Annotated in this window: 16 protein-coding genes and 2 tRNA genes; 10 read left to right on the forward strand and 8 right to left on the reverse strand. The window is 62.7% G+C overall.

Features of this window, described 5'->3' with window-relative positions; translation table 11 throughout:
- Positions 1–72: 72 nt before the first annotated feature.
- On the forward strand, positions 73–1062 hold the full coding sequence (dusB, locus tag EI293_RS05140; RefSeq protein ID WP_125436052.1) for a tRNA dihydrouridine synthase DusB: 990 nt from the start codon (positions 73–75) through the stop codon (positions 1060–1062).
- 153 nt (positions 1063–1215) lie between these two features.
- Entirely contained in the window at positions 1216–2178 is a 963-nt protein-coding gene (locus EI293_RS05145) for a DMT family transporter (protein ID WP_246010532.1), read from the forward strand.
- Positions 2179–2257: 79 nt separating this feature from the next.
- On the opposite strand, the gene EI293_RS05150 is transcribed toward EI293_RS05145, so the two are convergent.
- From EI293_RS05150 to EI293_RS05160, 3 genes are all read right to left on the reverse strand, one after another.
- On the reverse strand, positions 2258–2827 hold the full coding sequence (locus tag EI293_RS05150; RefSeq protein ID WP_125436053.1) for a hypothetical protein: 570 nt from the start codon (positions 2825–2827) through the stop codon (positions 2258–2260).
- Between the two features lie 54 nt (positions 2828–2881).
- Positions 2882–7699: a DUF3320 domain-containing protein gene (locus EI293_RS05155; RefSeq protein WP_125436054.1), complete on the reverse strand. Its 4818-nt coding sequence runs from the start codon at positions 7697–7699 to the stop codon at positions 2882–2884.
- A gap of 155 nt (positions 7700–7854) precedes the next feature.
- Positions 7855–9618, reverse strand: a complete 1764-nt coding sequence (locus tag EI293_RS05160) for an amino acid permease (RefSeq protein WP_246010533.1) — start codon at positions 9616–9618, stop codon at positions 7855–7857.
- A 179-nt stretch (positions 9619–9797) separates the two neighbouring features.
- On the opposite strand from EI293_RS05160, the gene EI293_RS05165 reads away from it, so the two are divergent.
- The 3 genes from EI293_RS05165 (at position 9798) to EI293_RS05175 (ending at position 12492) form a co-directional block, all read left to right on the forward strand.
- Positions 9798–10532 carry a peptidase associated/transthyretin-like domain-containing protein gene (locus tag EI293_RS05165; RefSeq protein WP_125436055.1) on the forward strand — a complete coding sequence of 245 codons (735 nt, stop codon included), beginning with the start codon at positions 9798–9800 and terminating at the stop codon, positions 10530–10532.
- 74 nt (positions 10533–10606) lie between these two features.
- Positions 10607–11320, forward strand: coding sequence for a carboxypeptidase-like regulatory domain-containing protein (locus EI293_RS05170; RefSeq protein ID WP_125436056.1), 714 nt, complete (start codon positions 10607–10609; stop codon positions 11318–11320).
- Between the two features lie 50 nt (positions 11321–11370).
- Entirely contained in the window at positions 11371–12492 is a 1122-nt protein-coding gene (locus EI293_RS05175) for a lipocalin-like domain-containing protein (protein ID WP_125436057.1), read from the forward strand.
- A 165-nt stretch (positions 12493–12657) separates the two neighbouring features.
- On the opposite strand, the gene EI293_RS05180 is transcribed toward EI293_RS05175, so the two are convergent.
- Entirely contained in the window at positions 12658–13887 is a 1230-nt protein-coding gene (locus tag EI293_RS05180; RefSeq protein WP_246010534.1) for an ATP-binding protein, read from the reverse strand.
- 223 nt (positions 13888–14110) lie between these two features.
- Between EI293_RS05180 and hemA the strand changes: the two genes are divergently transcribed.
- Positions 14111–15382: a glutamyl-tRNA reductase gene (gene hemA / locus EI293_RS05185; RefSeq protein WP_125436058.1), complete on the forward strand. Its 1272-nt coding sequence runs from the start codon at positions 14111–14113 to the stop codon at positions 15380–15382.
- 102 nt (positions 15383–15484) lie between these two features.
- Here hemA and EI293_RS05190 read toward each other — a convergent pair whose 3' ends face one another.
- A complete protein-coding gene (locus EI293_RS05190; protein ID WP_044003755.1) occupies positions 15485–15793 on the reverse strand; it encodes an ArsR/SmtB family transcription factor in 309 nt (102 codons plus the stop codon).
- A gap of 354 nt (positions 15794–16147) precedes the next feature.
- Here EI293_RS05190 and EI293_RS05195 point away from each other — a divergent pair, with 354 nt between their 5' ends.
- Together EI293_RS05195 and EI293_RS05200 are read left to right on the forward strand one after the other, a co-directional pair.
- A complete protein-coding gene (locus EI293_RS05195) occupies positions 16148–17377 on the forward strand; it encodes a Glu/Leu/Phe/Val dehydrogenase dimerization domain-containing protein (RefSeq protein ID WP_125436059.1) in 1230 nt (409 codons plus the stop codon).
- A gap of 107 nt (positions 17378–17484) precedes the next feature.
- Positions 17485–18594 (forward strand): mechanosensitive ion channel family protein, encoded by a 1110-nt coding sequence (locus tag EI293_RS05200; protein ID WP_170170250.1) that lies wholly within the window; start codon positions 17485–17487, stop codon positions 18592–18594.
- A 90-nt stretch (positions 18595–18684) separates the two neighbouring features.
- On the opposite strand, the gene EI293_RS05205 is transcribed toward EI293_RS05200, so the two are convergent.
- The 3 genes from EI293_RS05205 to EI293_RS05215 form a co-directional block, all read right to left on the reverse strand.
- The gene (locus EI293_RS05205; protein WP_170170251.1) at positions 18685–20196 is read right to left on the reverse strand and encodes a DUF4139 domain-containing protein; all 1512 of its coding nucleotides are present in this window, start codon (positions 20194–20196) and stop codon (positions 18685–18687) included.
- A 161-nt stretch (positions 20197–20357) separates the two neighbouring features.
- Entirely contained in the window at positions 20358–21245 is an 888-nt protein-coding gene (locus tag EI293_RS05210; RefSeq protein ID WP_125436062.1) for a TerB family tellurite resistance protein, read from the reverse strand.
- A gap of 90 nt (positions 21246–21335) precedes the next feature.
- Positions 21336–23852, reverse strand: coding sequence for an AsmA-like C-terminal region-containing protein (locus EI293_RS05215; RefSeq protein WP_125436063.1), 2517 nt, complete (start codon positions 23850–23852; stop codon positions 21336–21338).
- A gap of 150 nt (positions 23853–24002) precedes the next feature.
- Here EI293_RS05215 and EI293_RS05220 point away from each other — a divergent pair.
- A tRNA-Val gene (locus tag EI293_RS05220) sits at positions 24003–24077 on the forward strand.
- Between the two features lie 28 nt (positions 24078–24105).
- Positions 24106–24183 (forward strand) — tRNA-Val (locus EI293_RS05225).
- Positions 24184–24296: the final 113 nt, after the last annotated feature.

A 24296-nucleotide genomic window follows, 5' to 3' on the forward strand; every position in this document is an offset into this window, starting at 1 on the left:
GCACCAGGCACTACGCACCAGGCACTAAATCCTATTGTCGTAAATTTGCGCAAAATACTAGAATAGCCTGCCGTGGTTCACATCCGTAACATTGCCCTGCCCGATTTCCCGCTCTTGCTCGCGCCCATGGAGGACGTGTCGGATCCGCCGTTCCGGGCCGTGTGCAAGCAGGGCGGGGCCGATTTGATGTACACCGAGTTTATTTCCTCGGAAGGCCTCATCCGGGCCGCTGCCAAAAGCCGCCAGAAGCTCGACGTGTTCGACTACGAACGGCCCATCGGCATCCAGCTCTTCGGCTCCGACGTGGATACGATGGGCGAGTGCGCCCGCATCAGCACCGAGGCCGGCCCCGACCTCATCGACATCAACTACGGCTGCCCGGTGAAGCAGGTGGCCTGCCGGGGAGCCGGCGCGGCCCTGCTGCGCGACATTCCCAAAATGGTGGAAATGACCTCGGCCGTGGTGCGCGCCACCCATCTGCCCGTCACCGTCAAAACCCGCCTGGGCTGGGACGACTCCACCAAGAACGTAGAGGACGTGGCTGAGCGGCTGCAGGACATTGGTATCGAAGCCCTCACAGTACACGGCCGCACCCGCGTGCAGATGTACAAGGGCGAGGCCGACTGGGACCTGATTGGCCGCATCAAGAACAACCCGCGCATCAAAATCCCCATCTTCGGCAACGGCGACATCGACTCGCCCCAGAAGGCCGTGGAGTATAAGAACCGCTACGGCGTGGATGGCGTGATGATTGGCCGCGCGGCCATCGGCTACCCCTGGATTTTCCGGGAGGTGAAGCACTATGCCGCCACCGGCCAGCTGCTGCCGCCGCCCACCGTGGAGGAGCGGGTGCAGGCCTGCCGCATGCACTTCGAGAAAAGTCTGGAATGGAAAGGCCCCCGGGCCGGCGTATTTGAGATGCGCCGCCATTACGCCCAGTACTTCCGGGGCCTAGAAGGCGCCCGCCAGTGGCGCAGCCGCCTCGTGGACAGCAACGACCCGCTGGAAATCCACGCCATTATGGACGAAATCATTGCCGCCGAGCCGGTGCTGGTGGGGTAAACTACCAATTATTGTTGAGCGTCATGCTGAGCTTGCCGAAGCATCTCTACCGCAGTGCTAACTTCTTTGATTAGCTCCGGTAGAGATGCTTCGACAAGCTCAGCATGACGTTCTTTTTTTTCCTTTTTTCCTCCACCTCTCCCCCGCCCATCTATGCTCACCACTACTCCTGCCCCGGCCGTGATGGCCGCACCCGAACTGCCGCCCGTGGCTTCGCCCCCGCCCCACCGCACGCCGGCCTCGGCCTGGGTGCTGCTGCTGGTGCTGGCCGGCATCTGGGGCACGTCGTTTATTCTGATGAAGAAGGGGCTGGTGGTGTTTTCGGCACTGGAACTGGGGGCGGCCCGGGTGAGCGTGGCGGCGCTGCTACTGCTGCCGTTTGCGCTGCGCCACGTGGGCAAGGTGGACCGTAGCCGGTTTAAGTGGCTACTGCTGAGCGGCGTGGTGGGCACCCTGATTCCGGCTTTCCTGTTTGCCTACGCCGAAACCCGGCTGGCTTCGGGGCTGGCGGGCGTACTCAATGCCCTCACGGCGGTATTTACGCTGGTGGTGGGTGCGGCCTTTTTCGGGCAGCGGCTCACGGGTTTGCGGGTACTGGGTATCGGGCTGGGGCTGGCGGGTACGGTGGTGCTGATGCTGCTGGGCGGCAGCGGCGGCGACGCCACGCCATCCGGGGAAAGCAACGCCTGGTACGGCCTCTACATCGTGCTGGCCACGCTGGGCTATGGCGTGAGCGTGAACGTAATTAAGCAGCACTTCCAGGGCATTCCGGCCCTGGCCGTAACGGGGCTGCTGCTGCTGTTCATCGGGGGGCCGGCGCTGGCGTTTCTGCTGCTGGGTACGGGGTTCGTATACAAGTTGCAGCACGTACCGGGGGCCTGGGCCGCCTTTGGCTACATTGCCCTGCTGGCCACCATGAGCACGGCCGTGGCCATGGTGCTGTTCAATAAGCTTATCCAAAGCTCCACGGCGTTATTCGCGGCTTCCAACACCTATCTGGTGCCGGTGGTGGCTTTGGCCTGGGGCCTGCTCGACGGGGAAAACTTCAACCTCTGGCACCTGCTGGGCATGGTGATTATTCTGGTGAGCGTGGCCATCATTCACCGGGCGAAGTAGGTTTGAAGCGAGGCAATAACACCAGAACGTCATTCCGAGCCTGCTCGGAATGACGTTCCGCTTTAGCCCCTTAATTCCCTCACCCCTCATACACGTACGGCCACGCCCGGAACCGCTCCGGCAGCCCCAGCCGCTGCGGGTGGGCCAGCAGGTAGGCTTGCACGCGGGCCAGTTCGGTGGCGTCCAGCATGGGCAGCTCGTGGGAGCCGGGGTGCCAGAAGTCGGCCTCGGGCGAGAGCTGGCCGCGTAGTAGGCGACGGGCCTGGGCGGCAGTGCGCTGGTGCAGCAGCTCCGTGGTTTTGTAGAGCGAAAGGCCCGAGCTAACTGGCAGGTGCAGCACCGCGTGCAGGTGGTTGGGCAGCAGCACGAAGCCCGGCACCCGCAAACCTTGTTCTTCCAGCATCAGCAGCTCGCCGGCTACCAGCTCGGCCAGCTTCTCCTTTTCGAGGTACGCCGGCCCCACGGTGCGCGCATCCAGCAGTTCATCAAAGGCAACAAAAAACCGCTTCTCGGCGCGACGGTGGGCTTCCGGGGATGTGGCGGCTTGCTGGGCGGCTACGTGTTGGGCGTGCAGTTCCCGGCCGGCCCGCGCCGGGATGGAGCCGGCCAGGCGCAGGGTGAGCAGAATGGTTTCGCCGGGTGGCAGCATACGGTTTCAGCCCGCAGAGGGCGCAGAGGTTAACGCGGAGGCCGCGGAGCTGTTCTAGCCGGCCGGTTTCAGCACGCCATTCACTTCCATTACCTCCCCGCTTGCCAGTAAACCGGCCAGCACCGCATCCAGTTGCTGGCGCATATCGTCCGATAACCGGCTGAAGCCAAGCAGGCGCACGGCGGGCAGGAACACGGCTTCTCGGGGCAGGGCAAAGCTTTGCTCCACTACCGTACGCAGGGCGCGGGCCAGCTCCTCGGGAGCCACAAAAGTCAGCCTGCGGGAAATGGCCGGCAGCTGGCTTCGGTCGCGCAGGGGCGGCTGGTGCATAGTAATGTCCCACAGAAACTCGCCCTGCTGGCGCAGGTGGCGCAAGTTGGCAGCCAGCAGCGCCGCGTCGCGGCCGGCTTTGCGCATGCGGGCCCCTACCTGCGTGGCCCCGCTGGCCTGACCCAGCCGACGGGTGGCCTCATCCAGATGAACCGGGCTTTCAATGCGGACAATCTGGGTGAGCCAGTTGGCGAGTTGGCCCAGACCGTGCTGGTGCAGCTCCCGGTGGCCCACGGCGGCCGGCAGCTGCGCCACCTGATAAGGCTCGGCTAGTGCCTGGGTGGCGGCCGGCAACTCTTCTCGCTCAATGTCAGCCGTTTCCGCAGCATCTCCCGGTTCTACCGGCTCGTTGGGGTCATTCTGGGCGGCGCGGCGGCGGGCTTCTTCGATGGCCTGCACAGCGCGCTGCGTTTCGCGCGCCGGATCCCGGAACCAGTCGGTGCTCCAGATGCGGTGCAGGCGCCAGCCCACGGCCTCCAGCACCTGCTGGCGCAGCCGGTCCCGGTCCCGCGCCGAGCGGGCCGAATGGTACATGGCTCCGTCGCACTCAATGCCCAGCACGTAGCGGCCGGGCTGGTCGGGGTCCACCACGGCCAAATCAATGTAAAAGCCCTGACTGCCGATTTGAGGGCGCACCACGTAGCCCCGCGCCGTGAGGGCCCGATACACCACCTCCTCAAAGGGCGACTCCATGGCGCGGCCGGTTTCCTCGTTCTGGTTCAGGCGGCCGTGCTGGGCGAAGCCCAGGAAGGTTTTGAGCGCCGCCACGCCCTTGGCGCGGGTCCGGCTGAGGTCCAGGTCGTCGGCCGTGAGGTTGGTAAAGACTTCGCAGCGCTGCTTGGCCCTCGTGATGAGCACGTTGAGGCGCCGTTCCCCGCCCTCCCCGTTCAGCGGCCCGAAGCTCATGGTGAGGTAGCCGTCCTTGGTGCGGCCGTAGCCAATGCTGATAAGAATCACGTCCCGTTCGTCACCCTGCACGTTTTCCAGGTTCTTAATGAAGAACGGCTCGTGCGGGTGGCGGTTGAAAAACGACTCTGTTTCCGGGTGCGGGCGGCGCAGCTTTTCCAGCGCGTCCTGAATGGCTTGGCGCTGGGCCGTACTGAAGGCCACCACGCCCAGGGTGAGGCGCGGCGTGGTACGGGCGTGGTGCATCACGGCCTCGGCCACGGCCTGCGCTTCCAGCGGATTGGTGCGCGTAGTGCCTCGCTCGTAGTAGGTTGCGGGCAACTGATGATACACCAGCCCCAGCTGCTCCTGCCCGCCGGGACTGGGGAAAATCACCAGCTTATCGTCGTAAAACAGGTGGTTGGAGGCCGCAATGAGCGACTGGTGCAGACTGCGGTAGTGCCAGCGCAGCATCCGCTCGGGCATCTGGCGGGCCTTGCACAACTCCAGAATACTCTGGATGTCGGCCGTTACGTTTTCCTCGTCGGCCTCCTCCCCCGCACCGGTCAGGGAGTCGAAGAATGAGGTGGGCGGCAGCTGCTTGGAGTCGCCGACCACCACCAGCTGCCGGCCCCGCGCAATAGCCCCCAGCGCATCCACTGGCTTCACCTGTGAGGCTTCATCGAAGACCACCAGATCAAACTCCACCGCACCCGGCGGCAGGTAGCCCGCCACCGACAGCGGCGACATCATAAACACCGGCTTGATGGCCTGAATGGCCCGCCCGGCTTCCGCCATCAGGCGGCGCAGAGGCTTGTGGCGGGCTTTTTTGGCAAATTCGTTTTTGAGGATGAGCAGCTGCCCGCCAGCCTGCGGATGAGGTAGCCCGTCGTGGTGGCGGCGCAGGGCCCGGATGCGGTTGTGGTAAAGCGAGTCCTGGTCGGCCTGACGAAAACGGGCGACTAGCTCCTCGTGGCTGGCCCGCTCAAACTGCCGCAGGGCCGGGTGCTGCTCGTAGGCTTGGCGCTGCAGGTACTCCAGCCACGTCTGGCGCACGGCGGCAGCCAGAAGTCGGGGAGCCTCGGGCCAGGTTTCGGCCAACAGAAGCAACTCCGGCAGCTGCTCCTGCTGCACGCTGACGGCCACGTTATTCCACTCCGTCATCAGACGCAGGGCAGGTACGTCGGCGGCCCAGGCAGCCAGGATTTGCTGCTGATTATCAAATGAATGAAACTGCAACCGGCCCTCCGACCCGAACCGACGCGCTTCGTTGAGCTGCAGACTGTCTATGACAGTCTGAAGGGCGGCGCGGTGCTGGGCAAGGGCTGTTTCGAGGGTGGATAACTGGCCGGTGAGGTCGTGCGGGCGGTGGACTTCACCGTACGCCCCTCTTTCCTCAAAGGAAGAGGAGGAGCCCGACGATTGGTTAGCGGCTAAATATCCCAGCAACTCCCTGGGCAATTCGCCCCGGCTGATGCGCTGGTGGGTCAGGGTCAGGTATTCCTGGGTTTTGGTCAACGCCGGCCAACCGGAGCGCGGGCCCTGCCAGGCGGGGCCGAACAGGGAACTGGCCCAGGCGTCAGCTTCGGTCAGGGTCTGGTGGTGGCGGGCGGCTTCGTGGATGGCGTCGATGACGGGCAGCAGTTTTGCGGCCTCTTTGGGCAGTGGGCCGCGCCATAGGCTTTGCAGGCGCTGGCGGGCGCGGCGGTAGTCGGCACTCAGGAAATTCCACCATTTGCCGCCGTACGAGAGGAGGGCGGACCGCTCCAGGAGCAGCTGCTGGTCCCAGGCTTCGGGTAGCAGCGTAGCATCATGCAATTGATGCAGAGCCGTGTAGGCAGTGCCGGCTTGCAGCATCTCGGTCAGGCGGTTGGCGGGCGGCGCCCATGCTGCATCTGTCACGGCCGCGCCGCTCAGGGACGGTGCCAGCTGGATGTGGCGGGCGGCGGGCAGGAGCTTTTCGGCGGCGACACGGTCAGCCGGAACTGCCAGGCCCAGGTGCGCGGCCAGGGCAGCAGCCTGGGCTTGCAGCGCCTGCACGGCGGCCTGAGCCGTGGCCAGCTGGGCGGTGAGGCTGGCCTGGTCAGCGGGTAATACGACCGTCAACTCGCTGCCCCAGAAAAGCAGGTGCCTGGGGGGTCCGGTTTTCTGCAGCGTAGCCTGCAGGCGCGTCGCTGATGCTTCGGCGTGGGCCGCGTCGGCATCGGTCCAGACGGCCAGATTGGAAAAGGGGATGCGCGGCAGATCTACCGCTCCCCGCTCTTCGGCCAAGCGCAGCAGCTCGCCGGACACTTGTTGGGCGGTGCGGCGGCTGCGGCCGATGGGCGCATTCACGGCCAGGGCGTAGTCGTTGAGGGTCTGGCGGTAGCGGGGCAGCTGGGTGAGCTGGTCTTTCACGCTGGTGGCCAAGGCGGGGCGGCCGAGGCCCAGGGTATGGCGCAGCTCGTCGTGCAGGGCTTTTTTATTGGTTTTGTGGCTGTGCAGCTCCAGGCAGGCCGCGCCCAGACCCAGGGCATCGAGGCGGCGCTTTACCACTTCCAGCGCGGCCATCTTTTCGGCCACAAACAGCACCTTCTTCCCGGCCCCAATAGCCTCCGCCAGCAGGTTGGCAATGGTCTGCGACTTACCGGTACCGGGGGGGCCCTGCACCACCAGGTTGCGGCCTTCCTGCACCGCCAGCAAAGCCAGCAGCTGCGAAGAATCGGCATCCAACACTTGGTGCAGCTCATGGGCAGTGCTTTCGGTATCCAGAAAAGCCGTGTCGCCTACCGTCGGGGCCGCGTCGCGGAAGCCGGTATCCGGCCCCAGCAGGGCCTCGATGGCGGGATGGGTAAGCAGCGGACTGTCGGCGGGCCAGGTGGCGGGGTCCAGGTCACGGTAGAGCAGGAATTTGCCGAAGGAGAAGAATCCCAAGGCCATGCTGTCGGGCGCTACCTCCCAGCGCGGGAAACCGGCCACGGTGGCCGCTACGGCCGCGTAATAGTCGGCTAGGGGCATTTCCTCCTCCAGCAGCGGCAGCGCCAGGCCGAAGCCAGCTTTCAGCTTGGCCTGCAGACTCAGGTTGCTTTCGGTCTCGGCTCCGGTGTGGCGCAGCTTAAACCGCTCGGCAGCGGTGCCGCGCTCCAACAGTACCGGCACCAGCACCAGCGGGGCCTGCCGGGCTTCCTCAGCGCTGTCGGCCTCGTACCAGCCCAGCATGCCCAGGGCCAGATACAGAATGTTCACGCCCTGCTCTTCCAGACTGGTGCGGGCGGTGTAGTAGGTGTTCAGCAAGCGGCTTTCCAGGCGGGCCAGCGGTTCGGCGGTTTGCAGCTTGTTGTCGGTAAGCAGGGCCTGCCGCTCGGCTTCGGTGAGTTCGGGAGAGACGATTACGGCCGTATCCGCAACGGAGGGGTCAACTGCGTTTCGCCCAGGTTCCGGTGCGGCCTGGAAGTACATGGTTTTGCCCTGGCGCACCAGCACGTCGTACACCGCCGCCGCTGCTTCCTGCACTACGGCCACGCCCTGAGCTTTGGAAAGGCGGAAGTTGAGCAGCGGGTTGCGCAGACCCAGGTCCAGCAATTCCTGGCGGGAAGCCTCCAGCCGGGCGGCGAGGGCGGCGGCAGGCACTGGCCCGGTTGGGTCCGGCTGGTCGGATAGACTAGAATCAGGCTCCATATGATTGATCTGATAGGCTAAAAAACACACAACAAGGGCCAATTTACGGCGCCGGCTATTCTGCACAAGCCGGTTTCTAGCCGGCATTTCCTCACAGAAAAGGCCCCGACTGCTACGGGAGCAACCGGGGCCTTATCATGGCAAAACCAGTTCTTCTACCGACTCAGCGTTGCCTTCTTCAGGCCCAGCTTGCTGTGCTTGAAGCCGTAATTAAAGTACAAAGCCAAGCCGATAACCAGCCAGCCGAAGAACAGCAGCCAGTTATTGATGCCCAGCTGGGTCATCAGGTAGAGGTTGGTGAGCAGGCCCAGGGTGGGCAGCAAACTCAGTTTTTTGCGGAACGAGAGCCAGGCCAGGCCCAGGCAGAAGCCGAAGAACACCAGCATCGGGATGTAGTGGCGGCCTTCCTCGTAGCTGCCCAGGGCCTGGGTGAATTCCTGAATACCGGCCTGGTTGTACATAAACAGCAGTACCACGCCCACCACCATCAGCAGCGGCACCAGAAACTGCCCGTTGATGTAGGGCACCTTGAAGCGGGCATTGCTCTGGCCGTGGGGGTCGATGATGAGGATGCCGCCGCACACCAGCGCAAATGCAAACAGCGTCCCGATACTCGTCAGGTCAATTACCAGGTCCATGTTCAGCAGCATGGCCGGCACGCCCACGAAGAAGCCCGTGACGATGGTGCTGAACGAAGGCGTGTGAAACTTGGGATGTACCCGGGAGAATACCGGCGGCAACAGTCCGTCGCGGCTCATGGTCATCCAGATGCGGGGCTGCCCAATCTGGAACACCAGCAGCACCGAGGCCATAGCCAGCACCGCCGACACGGCCACCACGCCGCCCAGCCACTTCACGCCCACTTTGTTGAACACGTAGGCCAGGGGGTCGCCCACGGCCAGCTCCTTATAGTTCACCATGCCCGTGAGGATCAGGGTGATAATCACGTACAGAATGGTGCAGATGATGAGGGCGTAAATCATGGCCCGGGGCAGGTCGCGCTGGGGGTTTTTGCACTCCTCAGCCGTCGTCGAAATGGCATCGAAACCGATGTAAGCGAAGAACACCGCCGACACGCCTTTCAGCACGCCGCCAATGCCGTTGGGGGCGAAGGGGCTCCAGTTTTCGGGCTGCACGTAGAACGCGCCCACCAGAATCACCACGGCCACTACCACCAGCTTCAGGGCCACCAGCAGGTTGCTGGCGTTCTTGCTTTCCTTGATACCCACGTACACCAACGCCGTAATAGCCAGCGTAATAAGTCCGGCCGGCAGATCCAGCACCAGCCGCAGCCCGCCCCCCAGTTCGGGAGCCGCGCTCCAGGCTTTGTAGCCTTCCAGCTGGGCCGCCGAGGCTTCGCTCAGCGGTTTGCCGGCCTGCATCAAAGCCAGCACCTCGTTGTAGTACTTGTGGGCACTCTGCATGCCCATCGTCAGCCAGATGGGCACGTTGACGCCCACTCCGCTCAGTAGTCCGGTAAAGTAATCCGACCACGAAATGGCCACCACGATGTTGCCCACCGCGTACTCCATAATCAACGCCCAGCCGATAATCCAGGCCGTGAGCTCCCCAAAGGAGGCGTAGGCGTACGTGTAGGCCGAGCCACTGACGGGAATAGTAGCCGCGAACTGGGCGTAGCACAATGCCGAGAAAGCGCAGGCAATAGCCGTAAACACGAACAGCAGTGACACGGCCGGGCCGCCATCGTGGGAGGCGTTGCCGATGGTGCTGAATATGCCGGCCCCGATAACGGCCGCAATACCCAGCGACGTCAGGTCGCGGACGGTGAGGTGGCGCTCCAGGCCGCCGGCGGGGCCGCCGTGGCCTTCCGCGTCGGCGGGCGGGTTGTGCAGAATGTCGTCGAGGCTTTTGCGGCGAAACAGGCCGCTGAGGCGCGAGGGAGGCAGGGGGGTTGACAAAATCGGGCGTGAGAGGGTAGAAAGGGAAACCTGAAGTAGCCCGAAGCCGCACGGCCCCAGCGGGCAGCGGGCGGCAGCCGGCTACTTCAGGGGGCAAAAGATACAGAATAATGGCGGGCGGCTGCACGTTCTCCCTGCTGCTGCCCTATCTTCCGGCTGCTACCGTTATCCTTCCCGCTATGACTTCCCGCATTTCTATCCCCGCGCCCTGCCCGGCCTGCTGGGCCGATATGACGGCTGCCCCCGGCGGCCGTCACTGCGCCGCCTGCAACAAAGTGGTAGTCGATTTCAGCAGTATGAATACGGCAGAAGCCACGGCGTACCTGCAACGCCACCCCGAAGCTTGCGGCCGATTCAAGCCCGAGCAGATCAATCCACTTTCCAACTGGGCTCCTTGGCTGGCGGCGGCTGTACTTGCTCTATCCTCCTGCGAAACGAGCCCGTCAACCAACTCCACAATGAGCCCGGAGTTACTGGCTAAAGAGACGCTCGTACACCACCAGGACTCTATTCTGGTACATGGTAAGGTAGTGGATAAAGGAAGTGGTCAGCCGCTGGCGCGAGCCATTATTATCAGCGAACAGGACACTTCCTTGCACACCCGTACCAATGCGGATGGCACCTTTACCCTTCTACTTCCCAGGTCGTTACGCGGCACCCAACTGGTAGCCGCCCAGCCCATGCCGGATCATCTGACTCCCAACGACCCGGAGCCCGGTTTATATATTCCCCGCTATTTCGCTGCGGAAGAGGATGCACCTGCTGTAATCCAGCTACGCAACCCAGGCCCCATGATTGGTCAGCCGATTCTGGAGCTTCAGGAAAACTACTCCCCGGCCGTTATGTCCCGCATTATGCATTTGGCCCCACCGCCACCGCCACCCAATTTATCACAGTACGAGCTTCCACGATAATCTAAAATTCTGCCGAAAGCGTGTGGAATCCGGCCCAGCCTGGCATCAGACTACCCGAACCTCACGCTACTGCCATGCCCGCACGTTTCACCGTCACCATCCCCCAGCCCTGCCACGAGAGCTGGGCCGCCATGACACCCGCGGCCCAGGGCCGCCACTGCGCCGCCTGTGACAAGGTGGTGGTCGATTTTACTCGCCTGACCGATGCCGAAGTGGTAGCCTACCTCAGCCAAACCAACGGCCGAAGCTGCGGCCGATTTCGGGCGGAGCAGCTAAGCCGCCCGCTGCGGGTCACGGCAGACGCGCCAGTTTCGCGCCGCTGGCTGGCCGCCGCGCTGGCGGTGCTGGGGCTGGGCGTGGCCGGGCCGGCCGGAGCGCAAACCAAGTCTACCGCGCCGCAGGAGCAGCGGCAGCTGCCGAGCGAAGCGGCAGTATCGACGGCAACTGCCGCTGACCGTATCATCCGGGGCCGGGTGACGTATGCGGGTAGCGGCGAAGGGCTGCCGGGCGTTACGGTGCTGCTGAAGGGTACTACTATTGGGGTTTCCACCAATTCGGATGGAACGTTTGAGCTGCCCCTCCCCGATTCTGTTGACTACGAACAGTTGGTACTTTTTACAACTGTCGGCTTTATTAGTGAGGAGCATAAACTCGGGTCATTACTCACTAAACCTGGTAGCATTGCAATTCAGCTTGATACAGATGTAAAGGGCGGTCTAAGCTTCAGCGCCTGCTACACTCCCCGTGGCCTGTGGCAGCGGCTGACGCGGCTGACTCGGCAGCATTAAACCGGCCCACCACCAAACCTTTCACCCCCCGAAACCCTTATTCCGGCAGTATGAAGAATTTACTGCTGGCTGCTTTCCTGCTATTCACGGCCGCGGGCTGCGCCCTGAAGCCGACCAACAAATTCGACGTGTTCACGGAGCGGGCTCAGCTGCCCCAGGAGGAGGCTGTACACAAGCAAAACTCACTGGAATGGTGGTACTTCACCGGCCACCTGCGCGACCGGAAAACCGGCGAGCAGTTCGGGGTAGAGTACGTGTTTTTCCACTTCAACCTGAACGGGAAGCGCGACTGGCAGATGGTCAACTTCGCCCTCACCGACCCGCAAGCCAAGCAGTTCCGCTACGACTACAAGGTGCAGCGCCTGCCGCAGCTGCTGGAACCGAAGTTGCCGCTCAGCCTGCACGCCGAGAAAAAGGACCAGACCTGGACCCTCGACGGGCAGGAGGGCCGCTACCACTTGCAGGGCCGCATGGCCGCCCACCAGGGCCACGCCCTCGATTTGCGCACCGTGCCCGCCAAACCCGTATTGCTGCACAGCGGCACCGGCTACGAAAACTACGGCGACGTGGCCCAGGCCGGCTACTACAGCTACCCCCGCCTCACGGCCACCGGCACGCTGGAAGTAAACGGCCAGGTGCACGAGGTGGAGGGCGAGCTGTGGTATGACCGGCAATGGAACTGCAACAGCGTGACCGACAAAGGCATCGGCTGGGACTGGTTTTCCCTGCAACTCGATGAAATCGACCCGGCGGCCACCGCCCAGGCCGGCCCCTCATCCGGCCCGGCCCCCATGCCCACCCGCCACGACATTATGACCTACCTGCTGTTTGACCGCAACTCCAGCCGCACCGTGAGCGGCGGCACCTACAGCGGCCCCAGCCAGAACGTAGATCTGAAAGCGGATGACTTCCAGCTCGAAGTGGTTGATTACTGGACCAGCCCCCACTCCAAGCTGCGCTACCCCAGCAAGTGGCGCCTGCGCATCCCCAGCCAGGAGTACGACCTCACCATTACCCCGCTGGTAGCCGACCAGGAACTTACGCTCAAGCTGTTCGCCGGTATCAAAATGCACTACTGGGAAGGCATGTGCCGGGTCGAAGGCACCCACCACGGCCGCCCTGTACAGGGCAACAGCTACGTGGAGCTCACGAACCGGGGGAAAGAGAAGTAAGACAGTGAGAAAAAGAACGTCATTCTGAGCGAAGGCGAAGCCGTAGTCGAAGAATCTCGCGTGCTGAGGTAGTAGTAGTAGTAACCCAACGAAGCGGTAGAGAATCTTCGACTGCGGCTGCGCCTTCGCTCAGAATGACGTTCCTTTTTTCACTTCTTGCCACCTCTACCCATTCAAAATCACCCGGAAGGTGGTGCCGCGGCCGGGCTCACTCCACTTCACGAAGAGGCGGCCCTTGTGGTAGTTCTCGATGATGCGCTTGGCCAGGGCCAAGCCCAGCCCCCAGCCCCGCTTCTTGGTGGTGTAGCCGGGCATAAACACCCGTTCCATCTTGCTTTTCGGAATGCCCTTGCCGGTATCGGTGATGTCGATGGCAATCTGGGACTTGTTGCGGATGGGACGGCGCAGGTGAATGGTGATGCTGCCCCGGCCATCCATGGCATCCACCGCGTTTTTGCAGATGTTTTCGATGACCCAATCGAACAGCGGAATGTTGACCTGGGCGGGCGTGTCGGTGGGCAGATCGGTTTTCACTTCGAAGGTCACCTTCCGCGACACCCGGCTTTGCAGGTAGCTGATGGCGTTCTGGGTCACGCGCAGGATGTTTTCGTCGTTGAGCACCGGCACCGAGCCGATGTTGCTGAACCGCTCGGTAATGATTTCCAGCCGCCGGATGTCCTTGCCCAGCTCCTCCACAATCGGCTCGTCCTTAAACCGCTCCGACTCACGCAGGTAGGCCTGCCAGCCTACCAGGCTGCTCAAAGGCGTACCCAGTTGGTGGGCCGTTTCCTTGGCAAGGCCCACCCACACCCGGTTTTGCTCGGCGCGGCGGGAGTAGCTGAACGCGAAGTAGGCAATAACCGCCAGGCACCCAATGATGGCCAGCTGCACCAGCGGGTAGTACCGCAGCTGCGTCAGCAAATCCGACTCCTTATAATACAGGAAGTTGCGCATTCCGGCCCCGATTTCGATGACGATGGGCGGGTGCTGCTCCTTCATCAGCTCGATTTCCCGGCGCAGCAGCCGGATGGAGGCCTCCTCCGAGCCGCCCTTGGGCACGTTCACGTTGCGGGCATCGATGATGTTGCCGTCCCCGTCCGTCACAATCACCGGAATGGTGGTGTTGGCCCCGATAATCTCATCCATCAGAAACGACAGATTCGAGGTTTCCTCGGTGTTGATGATGTAGCGCTGGGTTTTGGCGTAGAGGTCAATCTGCTCCTGTTCCCGCTCCGAGAGGCGCTGCACCAGCACGTTGGTGTAGATAACGGTGGCTGCCCCAATCAGCAGGGCCACGGCCACAATAACAAGCTTGATGCGGGACTTCTGGTCGTAGATGGGAATGGGTAGCACGGGCGCAGCGGAACGGATGAGGGGCAGGCCGGATACGGCCAAGGCCCCGGCGAAGATACGGTTCCGCCCCCGCCAGGACCCGCGCCGGTAACGCACGGCGAATGATTTTCGTCCGTTTTGGCCCGCATAATCACCTGTTAACCGGCGCAAACCGGGTTTCCGCCCTAATTTACGCTCCGCCCGAACCCTGGGCCGGTATCAACTGTTTTTACCCTAGCAATTTGTAGCGTATTTTTGCCCCCTGATTTTCGCACTAGCACCAGCTATGCTCCATTCATTCAAGGCCCTTAGTCTTTCCTTCAAAAAAGCACCGCTCCCTATTCGGGAGCTGATTGCGTTGGATGAGGCTGCCTGTCGGCGTTTCTTACACACCCTGCATCAGCAGCTGGGCCTCCAGGACCTGCTGGTGCTGAGTACCTGCAACCGGACGGAAGTGTATTACTCCGCCGAGCGCGACCAGAGCCCGGCCATTATTGAGGCCCTGGGCCAGCTGAAAGGTCTGGCGGACGTGGCGGAGTATTTTCCCTATTTCGACGTGCTGGACCAGCAGACCGACGCCGTGCGCCACCTCTTCGAGGTAGCCATGGGCCTCGATGCTCAGGTGGTGGGCGACCTGCAGATCAGCAACCAGGTAAAGCAGGCCTACCAGTGGTCGGCCGATGAGGATGCCGCCGGCCCCTTCCTGCACCGTTTGCTGCACACCGTATTCTTCACCAATAAGCGCGTTCAGCAGGAAACCTCCTTCCGCGACGGTGCCGCTTCCACGTCCTACGCCGCCCTGGAGCTGGTGGAGGAACTGACCGGCGACATTGCCAACCCGCGCGTGCTGGTAGTCGGGCTGGGCGAAATCGGGGCCGATGTATGCCGCCACTTCGGCGACAGCAAGGTATTCTCCGAGGTAACCATCTGCAACCGCACTCGCTCCAAGGCCGATGAGTTGGCCCAGGAGTGCGGCCTGCAGGTAATCGACTTCGAAAACCTGGTGCAGGGCCTGCGCGAGGCCGACGTGATTATCAGCAGCATTGCCCGCGACGAGCCGTTCTTCACCCGCGAGCTGGTAGCCCACCTCGACGTACTGAGCTACAAATTCTTCATCGACCTCTCCGTGCCGCGCAGCATTGCCGCCGACGTGGAGCAGGTGCCCGGCGTGCTGGTGTATAACATCGATGCCATTCAGAGCAAGGCCTCGGCCGCGCTGGAACGCCGCCTGGCCGCCGTGCCGCACGTGCGCGCCATCATCGAGGAGAGCATGGCCGGCCTGCAGGACTGGAGCAAGGAAATGATGGTGTCGCCCACCATTCAGAAGCTCAAGAACGCCCTGGAGCAGATTCGGCTGGAGGAAATGGACCGCTACCAGAAGAAGATGAGCCCCGAGGAAGCCAAGCGCGTGGACGACATCACCCGCTCGCTGATGCAGAAAATTCTCAAGCAGCCCGTACTCCAGCTCAAGGCCGCCTGCAAGCGTGGCGAGGCCGATCAGCTCATCGATGTACTGACCGACTTGTTCGACTTGGAGCGCCAGCCCAACGTGGCGTAAACTTCAGTAGCCGATAACCACATAAAAAAAGCCCTGCTGACGTATCCGTCGGCAGGGCTTTTTTGTGCGGTTGGGCAACGACACCCGGCAACGCGGTGGCTGTTACATCGTGTCGCAGCAGTCCTCCAGCGAGTCGATGACATCGAGCAACTTGGGAATGGACAGGGAGTAGTAGATTTTGGTACCTACTTTAAACGAGGACAGAATGCCCCGGTCTTTGAGCGTGATGAGGTGCTGGGAGGCAATGGCCTGCGGCAGATCCAGAGAACGGTAGATTTCCGTGACGGTCATCTTTTCCTCTTTGCCCAGCAGATCGACAATGGCGAGGCGTTTGGGGTGGGCCAGCACTTTGAGCATGGCGGCGGCCTTGTCTACCTTTTTGGACTCTACTCTTGAAAGCAATGGTTTCATATGTCGTTACAACGGTGGTATCGGAGGGTGGGTATCCAGGAATAGCCTTAATACGATATTCTACGTCCGCAAAGTTCCTCCCAACGTACCAGGGCCAAAAAAAAATTATAAAAAGGGCAGAAATTGTATCCGTACGGGCTTCTACGCAACAATGGAGGCGAAGGACAAACCAGCGGGGAGAAGGGCTGCTTCTGTCACCCGCCTGGGCCGGGCTTTTCTTTGCATAGCATTTATGCGATATACGAACCCACCGATGCTTCCGGATTGAGTTTGTGCGCATAAGGTATCGGCTGCCGCCGGGCCCTGCGTACCTTTGCCCGCGAAATTTTCCACCCCACCCATCCGCTGCATTACATGAAAGACCTGCTGGCCAAGTTTGAGAACAAGCGTCCTGAAATCGTTTTTGAATGGAAAGACTCAGAAACCGAAGCTGAAGGCTGGGTGGTGATTAACTCCCTGCGCGGCGGGGCGGCCGGCGGCGGTACCCGCATGCGCAAGGGCCTCGACAAGCGCGAGGTGGAAAGCCTGGCCAAAACCATGGAGGTGAAGTTCACCGTGTCGGGCCCGGCCATTGGTGGGGCCAAATCGGGCATCAACTTCGACCCCCAGGACCCGCGCAAGCGGGGCGTGCTGGAGCGCTGGTACAAGGCCGTTATTCCGCTGCTGAAAGCCTACTACGGCACCGGCGGCGACCTGAACGTGGATGAGATTCACGACGTTATTCCGATTACGGAGGACTACGGCCTGTGGCACCCGCAGGAGGGCATCGTGAACGGGCACTACCGCGCCACCGAGCCCCAGAAGATTCAGAAGCTGGGCCAGCTGCGCCAGGGCGTGGTGAAGGTGCTGGAAGACGCCTCCTTCACCCCCGAGCTGAGCCGCAAATACACCGTGGCCGACCTCATTACGGGTTACGGCGTGGCCGAGGCCGTGCGCCATTACTACGAGCTGTGGGGCGGCCGCAGCGTGCAGGGCAAGCGCGCCATCATCCAGGGCTGGGGCAACGTGGGTGCGGCGGCGGCCTACTACCTAGCCAGCCAGGGCGCGCGCATCACCGGCATCATCGACCGGGCCGGCGGCCTGATCAAGGAGGAAGGCTTCTCGCTGGAGGAAATCCGGGCGCTGTTTCTGAACCGCAACGGCAACGCCCTGGCGGCCGATAATCTGCTGTCGTTTGAGGACGTGAACCAGCACATCTGGAGCAGCGGGGCCGAAATCTTTATTCCGGCGGCAGCGTCGCGCCTCGTTACGCGCCAGCAGGTAGAGCAGCTGGTGGCCGGCGGGCTGGAGGTGATTAGCTGCGGGGCCAACGTGCCGTTCCAGGACCCGGAAATCTTCTTCGGCCCCACCGGCGAGTTTGCCGACGCCCACACCAGCGTCATCCCCGACTTTATTGCCAACTGCGGCATGGCCCGGGTATTTGCCTACCTGATGGAATCCAACGCCGAAATCACCGACCAGGCCATCTTCCAGGACACCTCCCGCATCATCCGGGCGGCCCTGGCCCGCACCCGCCACCAGGGCGATGCTACGACCGGCATTGCCCAGAAGTCGTTCGAAATGGCCCTGCGGCAGCTGGTGTAAGGAGAATGTGAGGCAGATGTGAGGAATGGGGTTGAATGTGCCCATGCAGGCGAAACCTTTTTATTTTTCACATTCAGCGCATTCAACCCCATTTCTCACCTTCTTTTATGACTCTCCAGGAGATTCTACATTACCGCTTTCTGGGCAACAACGTGGCGGCGTACCTGTGGTGCGCGGGCATTCTGCTGTTCGGCTACGCGTTCAAAACGCTGCTTTCCCGGCTGCTCTCGAAGCTGGTGTTCCGCTTCATCCGCAAGCGGACCGAGGGCGTGAGCGAGGCGCAGTTTCAGGCCCTGCTGATTCAGCCGTTGTCCATCGTTATTTTCCTGATAACGGCCTACTTCGCGTTTCAGGTGCTCGATTTTCCAGTCCGCACCTCAGAGCTGACCCGCAACGAGCCTTGGGCGAAACGGCTGTTATTTCGGGTGTTTCAGCTGGCCGTGTTCGGGGGCATGGGCTGGATCGGGCTGCGCATTATCGACTTTGTGGTGCTGGTGTTTCAGCGGCGGGCCGAGCATTCCACCTCCCGGCTCAACAACCAGCTGATTCCCTTCGCCAAAGACCTGCTGAAGGTGTTGGTGCTCACGCTCACGTTTCTGGTGATGCTGAGCCGGGTGTTCGGGGTGAACGTAACGGCGCTCATTGGCGGCCTGGGCATTGGGGGGCTGGCCGTGGCGTTTGCGGCCAAGGAAAGCCTGGAAAACCTGATTGCCTCGTTTACTATCTTCCTCGACCGGCCCTTCGCCGTGGGCGACTTGGTGGAGGTTGGCCCCGTAACGGGCACCGTGGAAAAGGTGGGTTTCCGCAGCACCCGCCTGCGCACCGCCGAGAAAAGCTACGTAACGGTGCCCAACAAAAGCATGATCGATAAGCCTTTGGACAACCTCTCGCTGCGCACGGCCCGGCGCGTGAGCTTCACCCTGGCCTTGAGCCACGCCACCAGCAGTCAGCAGCTGCTGCGCATTGTGGAGGACGCCAAGCGTACTATCGAGGAAAACCCACTGGTGAACAAAGAGGTGCAGGTGCAGTTTGCCGCCCTCACGCCCGCCGCCAAGGAGGTAACGGTGCAGTACTTCGTGGAAACCACCAACTACGACGAATACCTGCGGGTGAAGGAGGAGCTGAACTACCGCCTGGTAGAAACCGTGGAGCAGGCCGGCGGCACCTTCGCCAGCACCGGCACCACCATCGTGCAGGTAAACGGGCTGCCGGCCTGATAGGCTGCGGCACACCTGCTGCCGAAAAATAAAAAGCTCCTGAAACACGCGTTTCAGGAGCTTTTTACTGCACCCTCCCATCGGGTATCCTTACCGAAACTTGGGGCTGGCCACCCGGCGAGGGCGCTGAAAATCAACGGTTTTATCCTTGGGATATTCTACCGTGAAGGTGAACCGCAGCCGCTGGCTGGCTCCCGGGGCCAGGTTGACCAGCCAGGTAAGCCGGCCGTTGGCTTCCTCCAACTGGGCTCCCCCGGCGTCATCAAGCTTCACGCGCAAATCCTGCTCCTGCGACACCGGAATCTGGTCGAGCACCCGTACCCGCACGGGTTGGGCATGTCGGTTGCGCAGGTTAAGCTCATACGTTACCCGGCTGATCTGCTGGCTGCCCAGGCCTGCCTTACCGTTGAAATCCAGGGTTTTGGTGCGGCTCACCACAATCTGGTCGTCGTGACCGAGGCTGATTTCCAGGGAGTCGTTGAAGGCGCGGGAGTCTATTGCGGTGGTTCCCACGTAGGAGCCTTGGTAAAATACGTTGGTCTCCAGCTCCCCTACGGGCAGATTCAGCTTGTCCCAGCCGCTCACTTTGGCTTGCAGATACACCTTATCGGAGAGTTTGGGAATAGCCAGGTATTCGGGGCGGGCCGGCAGCACCTGCTCCGGCAGCTGAATCTGGTACGTTTCGCCGGCGGCAACGCTTACGGACTGCGGCACCACATACGCACTACTGGGCTCTGCGGGGGCGGTGGTATTGCCGGTCGCCTTACCCTTCACCACAAACTTATCCACCCGGCCTTCGCCCCCCAGGCTACGCTTGAAGTTCATCGACCAGGTAGTGAGCTCCGGGCGGGTCACGTCGTTTTCCACCTCCTCATTCCTGATGGCCAGCCGCACGTTGGCCCAGGGCAGGCCGGAGCCGTTGTACACTTCGGCCCGGGTGCGCAGCCGTAACTCCCGCCCCGACTCCGGCACTCTGATTTCCGGCATGGCCTCCCAGCTGCTGCTGCTCTCGGTGTAGCGCAGGGTGAGCTGCACCGTAGCCGGGCGCGCCAAGTTCAGAATAATGTGTACCTGCGGATTTGCACCCGGACCGTTGCGCAGCCGCTCCCGCTGGCGGTTGAGCTGGTCGCGCTGGGCGGTCAGCGTTTCCGTTTGGGTCTGGATATCCGGCAGACGCGTCCGTAGCAGCGCGGCTCCCTTCTGCACTTCACTGCTCCAGCCGGCCTGCATGCCGGCGGGCAAGGTGCGGTTGGCCAGCAGAAAGGCTTTCTCTTCCTCCAGCCCCTTCAGCTCGGCCTCCAGCCGCCGCACCCGGCTATCCAGCAGCGTGATACTGTCGCGCCCCCCGGCACTCTGCGGCCCCCGCTCAACCTTCCGTTCCACCGCTATCAGCTCGGCGTTATCGGAGGCTTCCACCTGAATGCTTTCCGCCGACATACGCGCCACCTCCTCCACTACTACCACCGTGCGGCCGGCCGGCAGGGCTACCGTGCCTTGGTGCTGCAACTCCGCCTGGTTTAACGCCAGGGTAACGGAGCGCAGTGGCAGGCGGGTTTTAATGATTTGCTGAGCCCGCACGCTTCCGCCGCAAGTCAGGAACACACACAATAACAGTAGCCTCATGTAACGTAAAAAGCGTCGGAGCTGACTTGTTGAAAGAAGCCCCAAGATGCGCAACTCCAGCGGTATGGCCACAAAAAAAGGCTGGCTACCCTTCCGGATAGCCAGCCTCCTGCGCGTAAGCAGCGCAGTGAAAGAGCGTTCTACCGGCCGCCCAACAGGCCGCCTAGCAAGCCGCCCATGCCGCCGTTCATCAGGCCACCGAGGCCACCGCCGCCACTGCTGCGGGGCTGGGAGTTGGGCTGACCGCCCAGGCCGCCCAGAATCGACATCAACGAGCCGAGGCCGCCGCCGCCTACGTGGCTGCCCTGTTGCGGATAGCCAGCCGTTTGCTGACCGCCGCCCCCGAGCACGCCGCTCAGCAGTCCGCCGCCGAGCAAACCGCCCAACAGGCCACCCATGCCGCTCTGTGAAGCACCGCCGAGTAAGCCGCCCATGCCGCTGCTCATCATGCCACCGCCCATGCCGGAGCTTTGGTTACGGCCGCCCATTACCTTCGAAATAACCATCGGGGCCACCACGCCCAGCAGACCGGCCATCAGAGCACCTTTGGGGATGCCGGCGCTTTCCAGCTTATCGGTGATGCCACCGAAGAAGCTTTGCTTGGCCGGGTCGGAGGCATCGTGGGGTACGTTGGCGGCCTGGTCTACCACTTGGTTCAGGGTTTGCGTCTGCTGGGGCGTGATGCCCAGGTAAGCCGCTATTTTATTGATCATGGCCTCTTCGTCGTTAGCATATGCGCCATCGGCGCGGGCGAAGCTGATGAGGTCGGTTACCAGGGAGAAGCGCAACTCGCTGCCGCGTAGCACGTCCAGGCTGCTTTTGATGCTTTCGTTGGTGGCGTCTTTGGCCGAGCCCAGCACCTGCTGGGTAGCCCCGCCGCTGAGGCCGGCCTCGTGGGCCAGCTGCTGCAAAAACTCTATTTCAGCCGCCGAGGCTTCGCGGTCGGCGGAGGCCAGGCTGGCAATAACGCTGAGATACGCGGCTTTTTCCTGATCGGAATAATTCTGGAGTAATTGCGAATTGGCCATGACGAGAGGAGGAAAAGGGTGGGTGATACTTGTGCGTCCTTAACGCACGCTCTCGACCTGGGGTTGGACTTCGGCCCCGTCGGTTTCGGCTCAGAACTCGAAATACTCTCCCACCTGCGGCTGGGCTGGTTTCTTCACCGGTTTTTTCAGCTCGAAGGAAGGCCGTTCGGCGGACCAGGGCGGGGTGGTGGCCGGGCCGGCCGCCGGAGCCGTTACCGGCCGGTTAGGGGCCGGCGGCACGGAGCCGGGCCGGGCCAGGGCGGAACCGGTTTCGTAGCGCACCGCAAAGTCGCTTTCCGAGCCCCGGATGCCCAAGCGCAGCACCGGGCCATCGGCGCGGGCAAGCACGCGGGGCAGCAGCCCCGGCAGCAGCGGAATCTGCACGTGGTAATCCAACTGCTGATCGAAGGTATGGGTACCGGTTACGCGGATGAGCGAGGCGGCGCGCACGTTGGAGCGGATATCCATTTCGGGCAGGTACACGGTGCGGCTTTGCACGTAGAGGCGGTTGTGCAGCTCGGCAAACCGCAGATGCCGCAGCGTGGCCCGGCTGGCCACCATGCTGAGCTTCTGCATCGGCTCGAAATTGAGCAGCTCCCCGTTGCGGATGGTGGCCGTTACTTCGGCTTCCAGCCGGTCGGTGAGCGGACTCAGGTGGGCATCGAAGTAGGTATCCGATTCGGCGGTGGCCGTGAGCTGGCCGCGCAGGTGCCGGGCCGTGATAAACTGCTGGCCGAAATCCTCGAACACGTAAAACAGGCTATCCAGCGGTAGCTGCTGGCAGCTGGCCACGGTGCTGGCTTTCAGCAACCGGGGCTGGCGGGCGTCCACGGTGCCGCGCACGCTCACCGCGCCGCCCGCCGCCCGCAAACTCAGCCCGGAGGAGCTGAACACCTGATTCTGGAGCCGGACCGTGCCCTGCAGCCGCCGCCCCCGTAGCCGCCGGAACCGCACCTGCTGCGCCTCGGCCCGCACGCTCAGCTCCAGCGTGGCCGGCACCCGCAGCCCGGCCGCTCCCGCCCCGCCCCCACCCGACCCGCTGGTTCCGGCCGTTGGCTGATACACGTACAGCAGCTGGTTGAAATCGAGCAGATGGGCGGCCAGGGTGGCTTGCAGGCGCAGCGTCTGCTCCGGCCGCAACGCCCAGGCCGTCACGTTGCCCAGTGTGCCCCGCCCCCGGAAGTCGGAGTTGCCCAGCCGGCCGCTCAGGACGGGCACGGCCACATCGGAGCCCTGGAGCAGCAGGCGGCCGTTGAGGTCGGTGAAAGGCTGGCGGAAGTCACGCAGCCGGAGCGTGACGTGGCGCAGCGTCAGCTCGCCGGCCACCTGCCGCGCCGTGGGCTGCTGCCGGATAGCGCGCAGCTTCCCGTGCAGCTGCAGGCGCAGCTGCGCCTCACCCCGCGCAGTTTGCACGGCCGTTAGCGGGAAAAAGCGCACGACCCGGGCCACGTCCAGGTCGGCGTGCAGGTTCAAGTCCAGTTGCGGATCGGCCAGGTTTTCCAGCCGCAGGTCGCCCCCGAAGGATCGGCCGGCCAGTTGCCCCCGCACGTTTTGTAAAGTCAGCACGGCCGTGCGAGCCGCGTGGGCCGGGCCGTTGCGGAAGCTGCCGGTCAGCTGCAGATGGTCAATGGTTTGCCGGTACTGCGGGTGAAACACCGAGGCCTCCCGGCAGCCAAACTGCACGGCCACGGCCGGATTTTGCCGGGCCGATAATTCCCCTTGCACAGTGCCCGAGAAGTACACCTGCCCCCGGCTCTGGTAGCCCGCCACCGGCCGCGTCAGGCGGGGCGGCAGCAGCGCCAGCACCGACTGCACATCGGCCCCGGTAGCGGTGGCCCGCAGGTTTAGTTGAGTAGCCCCCTGGTAGTTGATGGTGCCCTGCACCGCGTAGGCCGCCGGCCCCACCCTTATTTCGGAAGGCTCCAGCGTGAGCTCGTGGCGGAGGCGGTCGACAGTGAGCGTGGTACGCAGCTGCAGCTGCTTGGCGCGGAAGTAGTCATCGGAGCCCAGACGCAGGGTTTGCACCAACGCCGCGCCGGTGGCCGATACGGACACCCGGGCATCGGTAATGCCTACGGAGGCTACCAAGTCGGGCGTGTGCAGCGCAAAATACTGCTGCCGGCCGGCATCCTCATACACGGCCTGCACCCGTTCCAGCCGGATACCTTCCAGCTCCAGCCCAAACGGTTCCTCAGCGGCTGGGGCGGTGGTATCGGGGCGCAGAATGTGGTAGTTGCCCACGCCGCGCGCGTCGCGGCGAATATTCACGCGGGCATCGGCCAGGGTTATAGCGCGCACCCGGTAGCGGCCCGCCAGCAGGTCCCAGGCATCGAAGGCGCAGTAGAGCCGCCGCGCCCGGGCCAGCCGAACGGTATCTTGGGGCAGAGAACCATGCATTACCACATCGTGCAGCGTTACGGAGAGGCGCGGAAACTGGTCCAGCACCGACACCTCCAGCCGACTGGCCCGCACCGGTACCTGCAGGTGCCGGTTGAGCCCGACCACGAACAGGCTGATAATTCGGTCCTGCCCCAGCCAAATGCCCAGCCAAGCGGCGCTCAGCAATAGCAACAGCGTCAGGAAAGAAATTTTCAGAAATTTTCGCACCCGTTGTATCCTCCTGAAATTTCTGATTGGTAAGCAGTTGCCGGTTTTCAGGGCCGCAACCGCGAAATTTCTTCGGCTAAAGATGGCAGGAAGAGTTGTGATTTAGAAAATGACCTCCCATATTTGCCATCCCAAACGGGACACGCCCATGGGAGATTAGCTCAGCTGGTTCAGAGCATCTGCCTTACAAGCAGAGGGTCACTGGTTCGAACCCAGTATCTCCCACTTTTTTTTCAGAGTACGCGTACCCCACGGGAGATTAGCTCAGCTGGTTCAGAGCATCTGCCTTACAAGCAGAGGGTCACTGGTTCGAACCCAGTATCTCCCACCAAAAGGACAGTCGGAAACGGCTGTCCTTTTTTGTTTTTCGGCCGGAGCCTGGTACGCTGGTTTTGCCGGCAGGTCGGTAACTTGCCGGGCCTGCTGTCTGGTTCTGGTAAAAGT

The organism is Hymenobacter perfusus (genome assembly GCF_003944765.1).
GTDB classification, from domain to species: domain Bacteria; phylum Bacteroidota; class Bacteroidia; order Cytophagales; family Hymenobacteraceae; genus Hymenobacter; species Hymenobacter perfusus.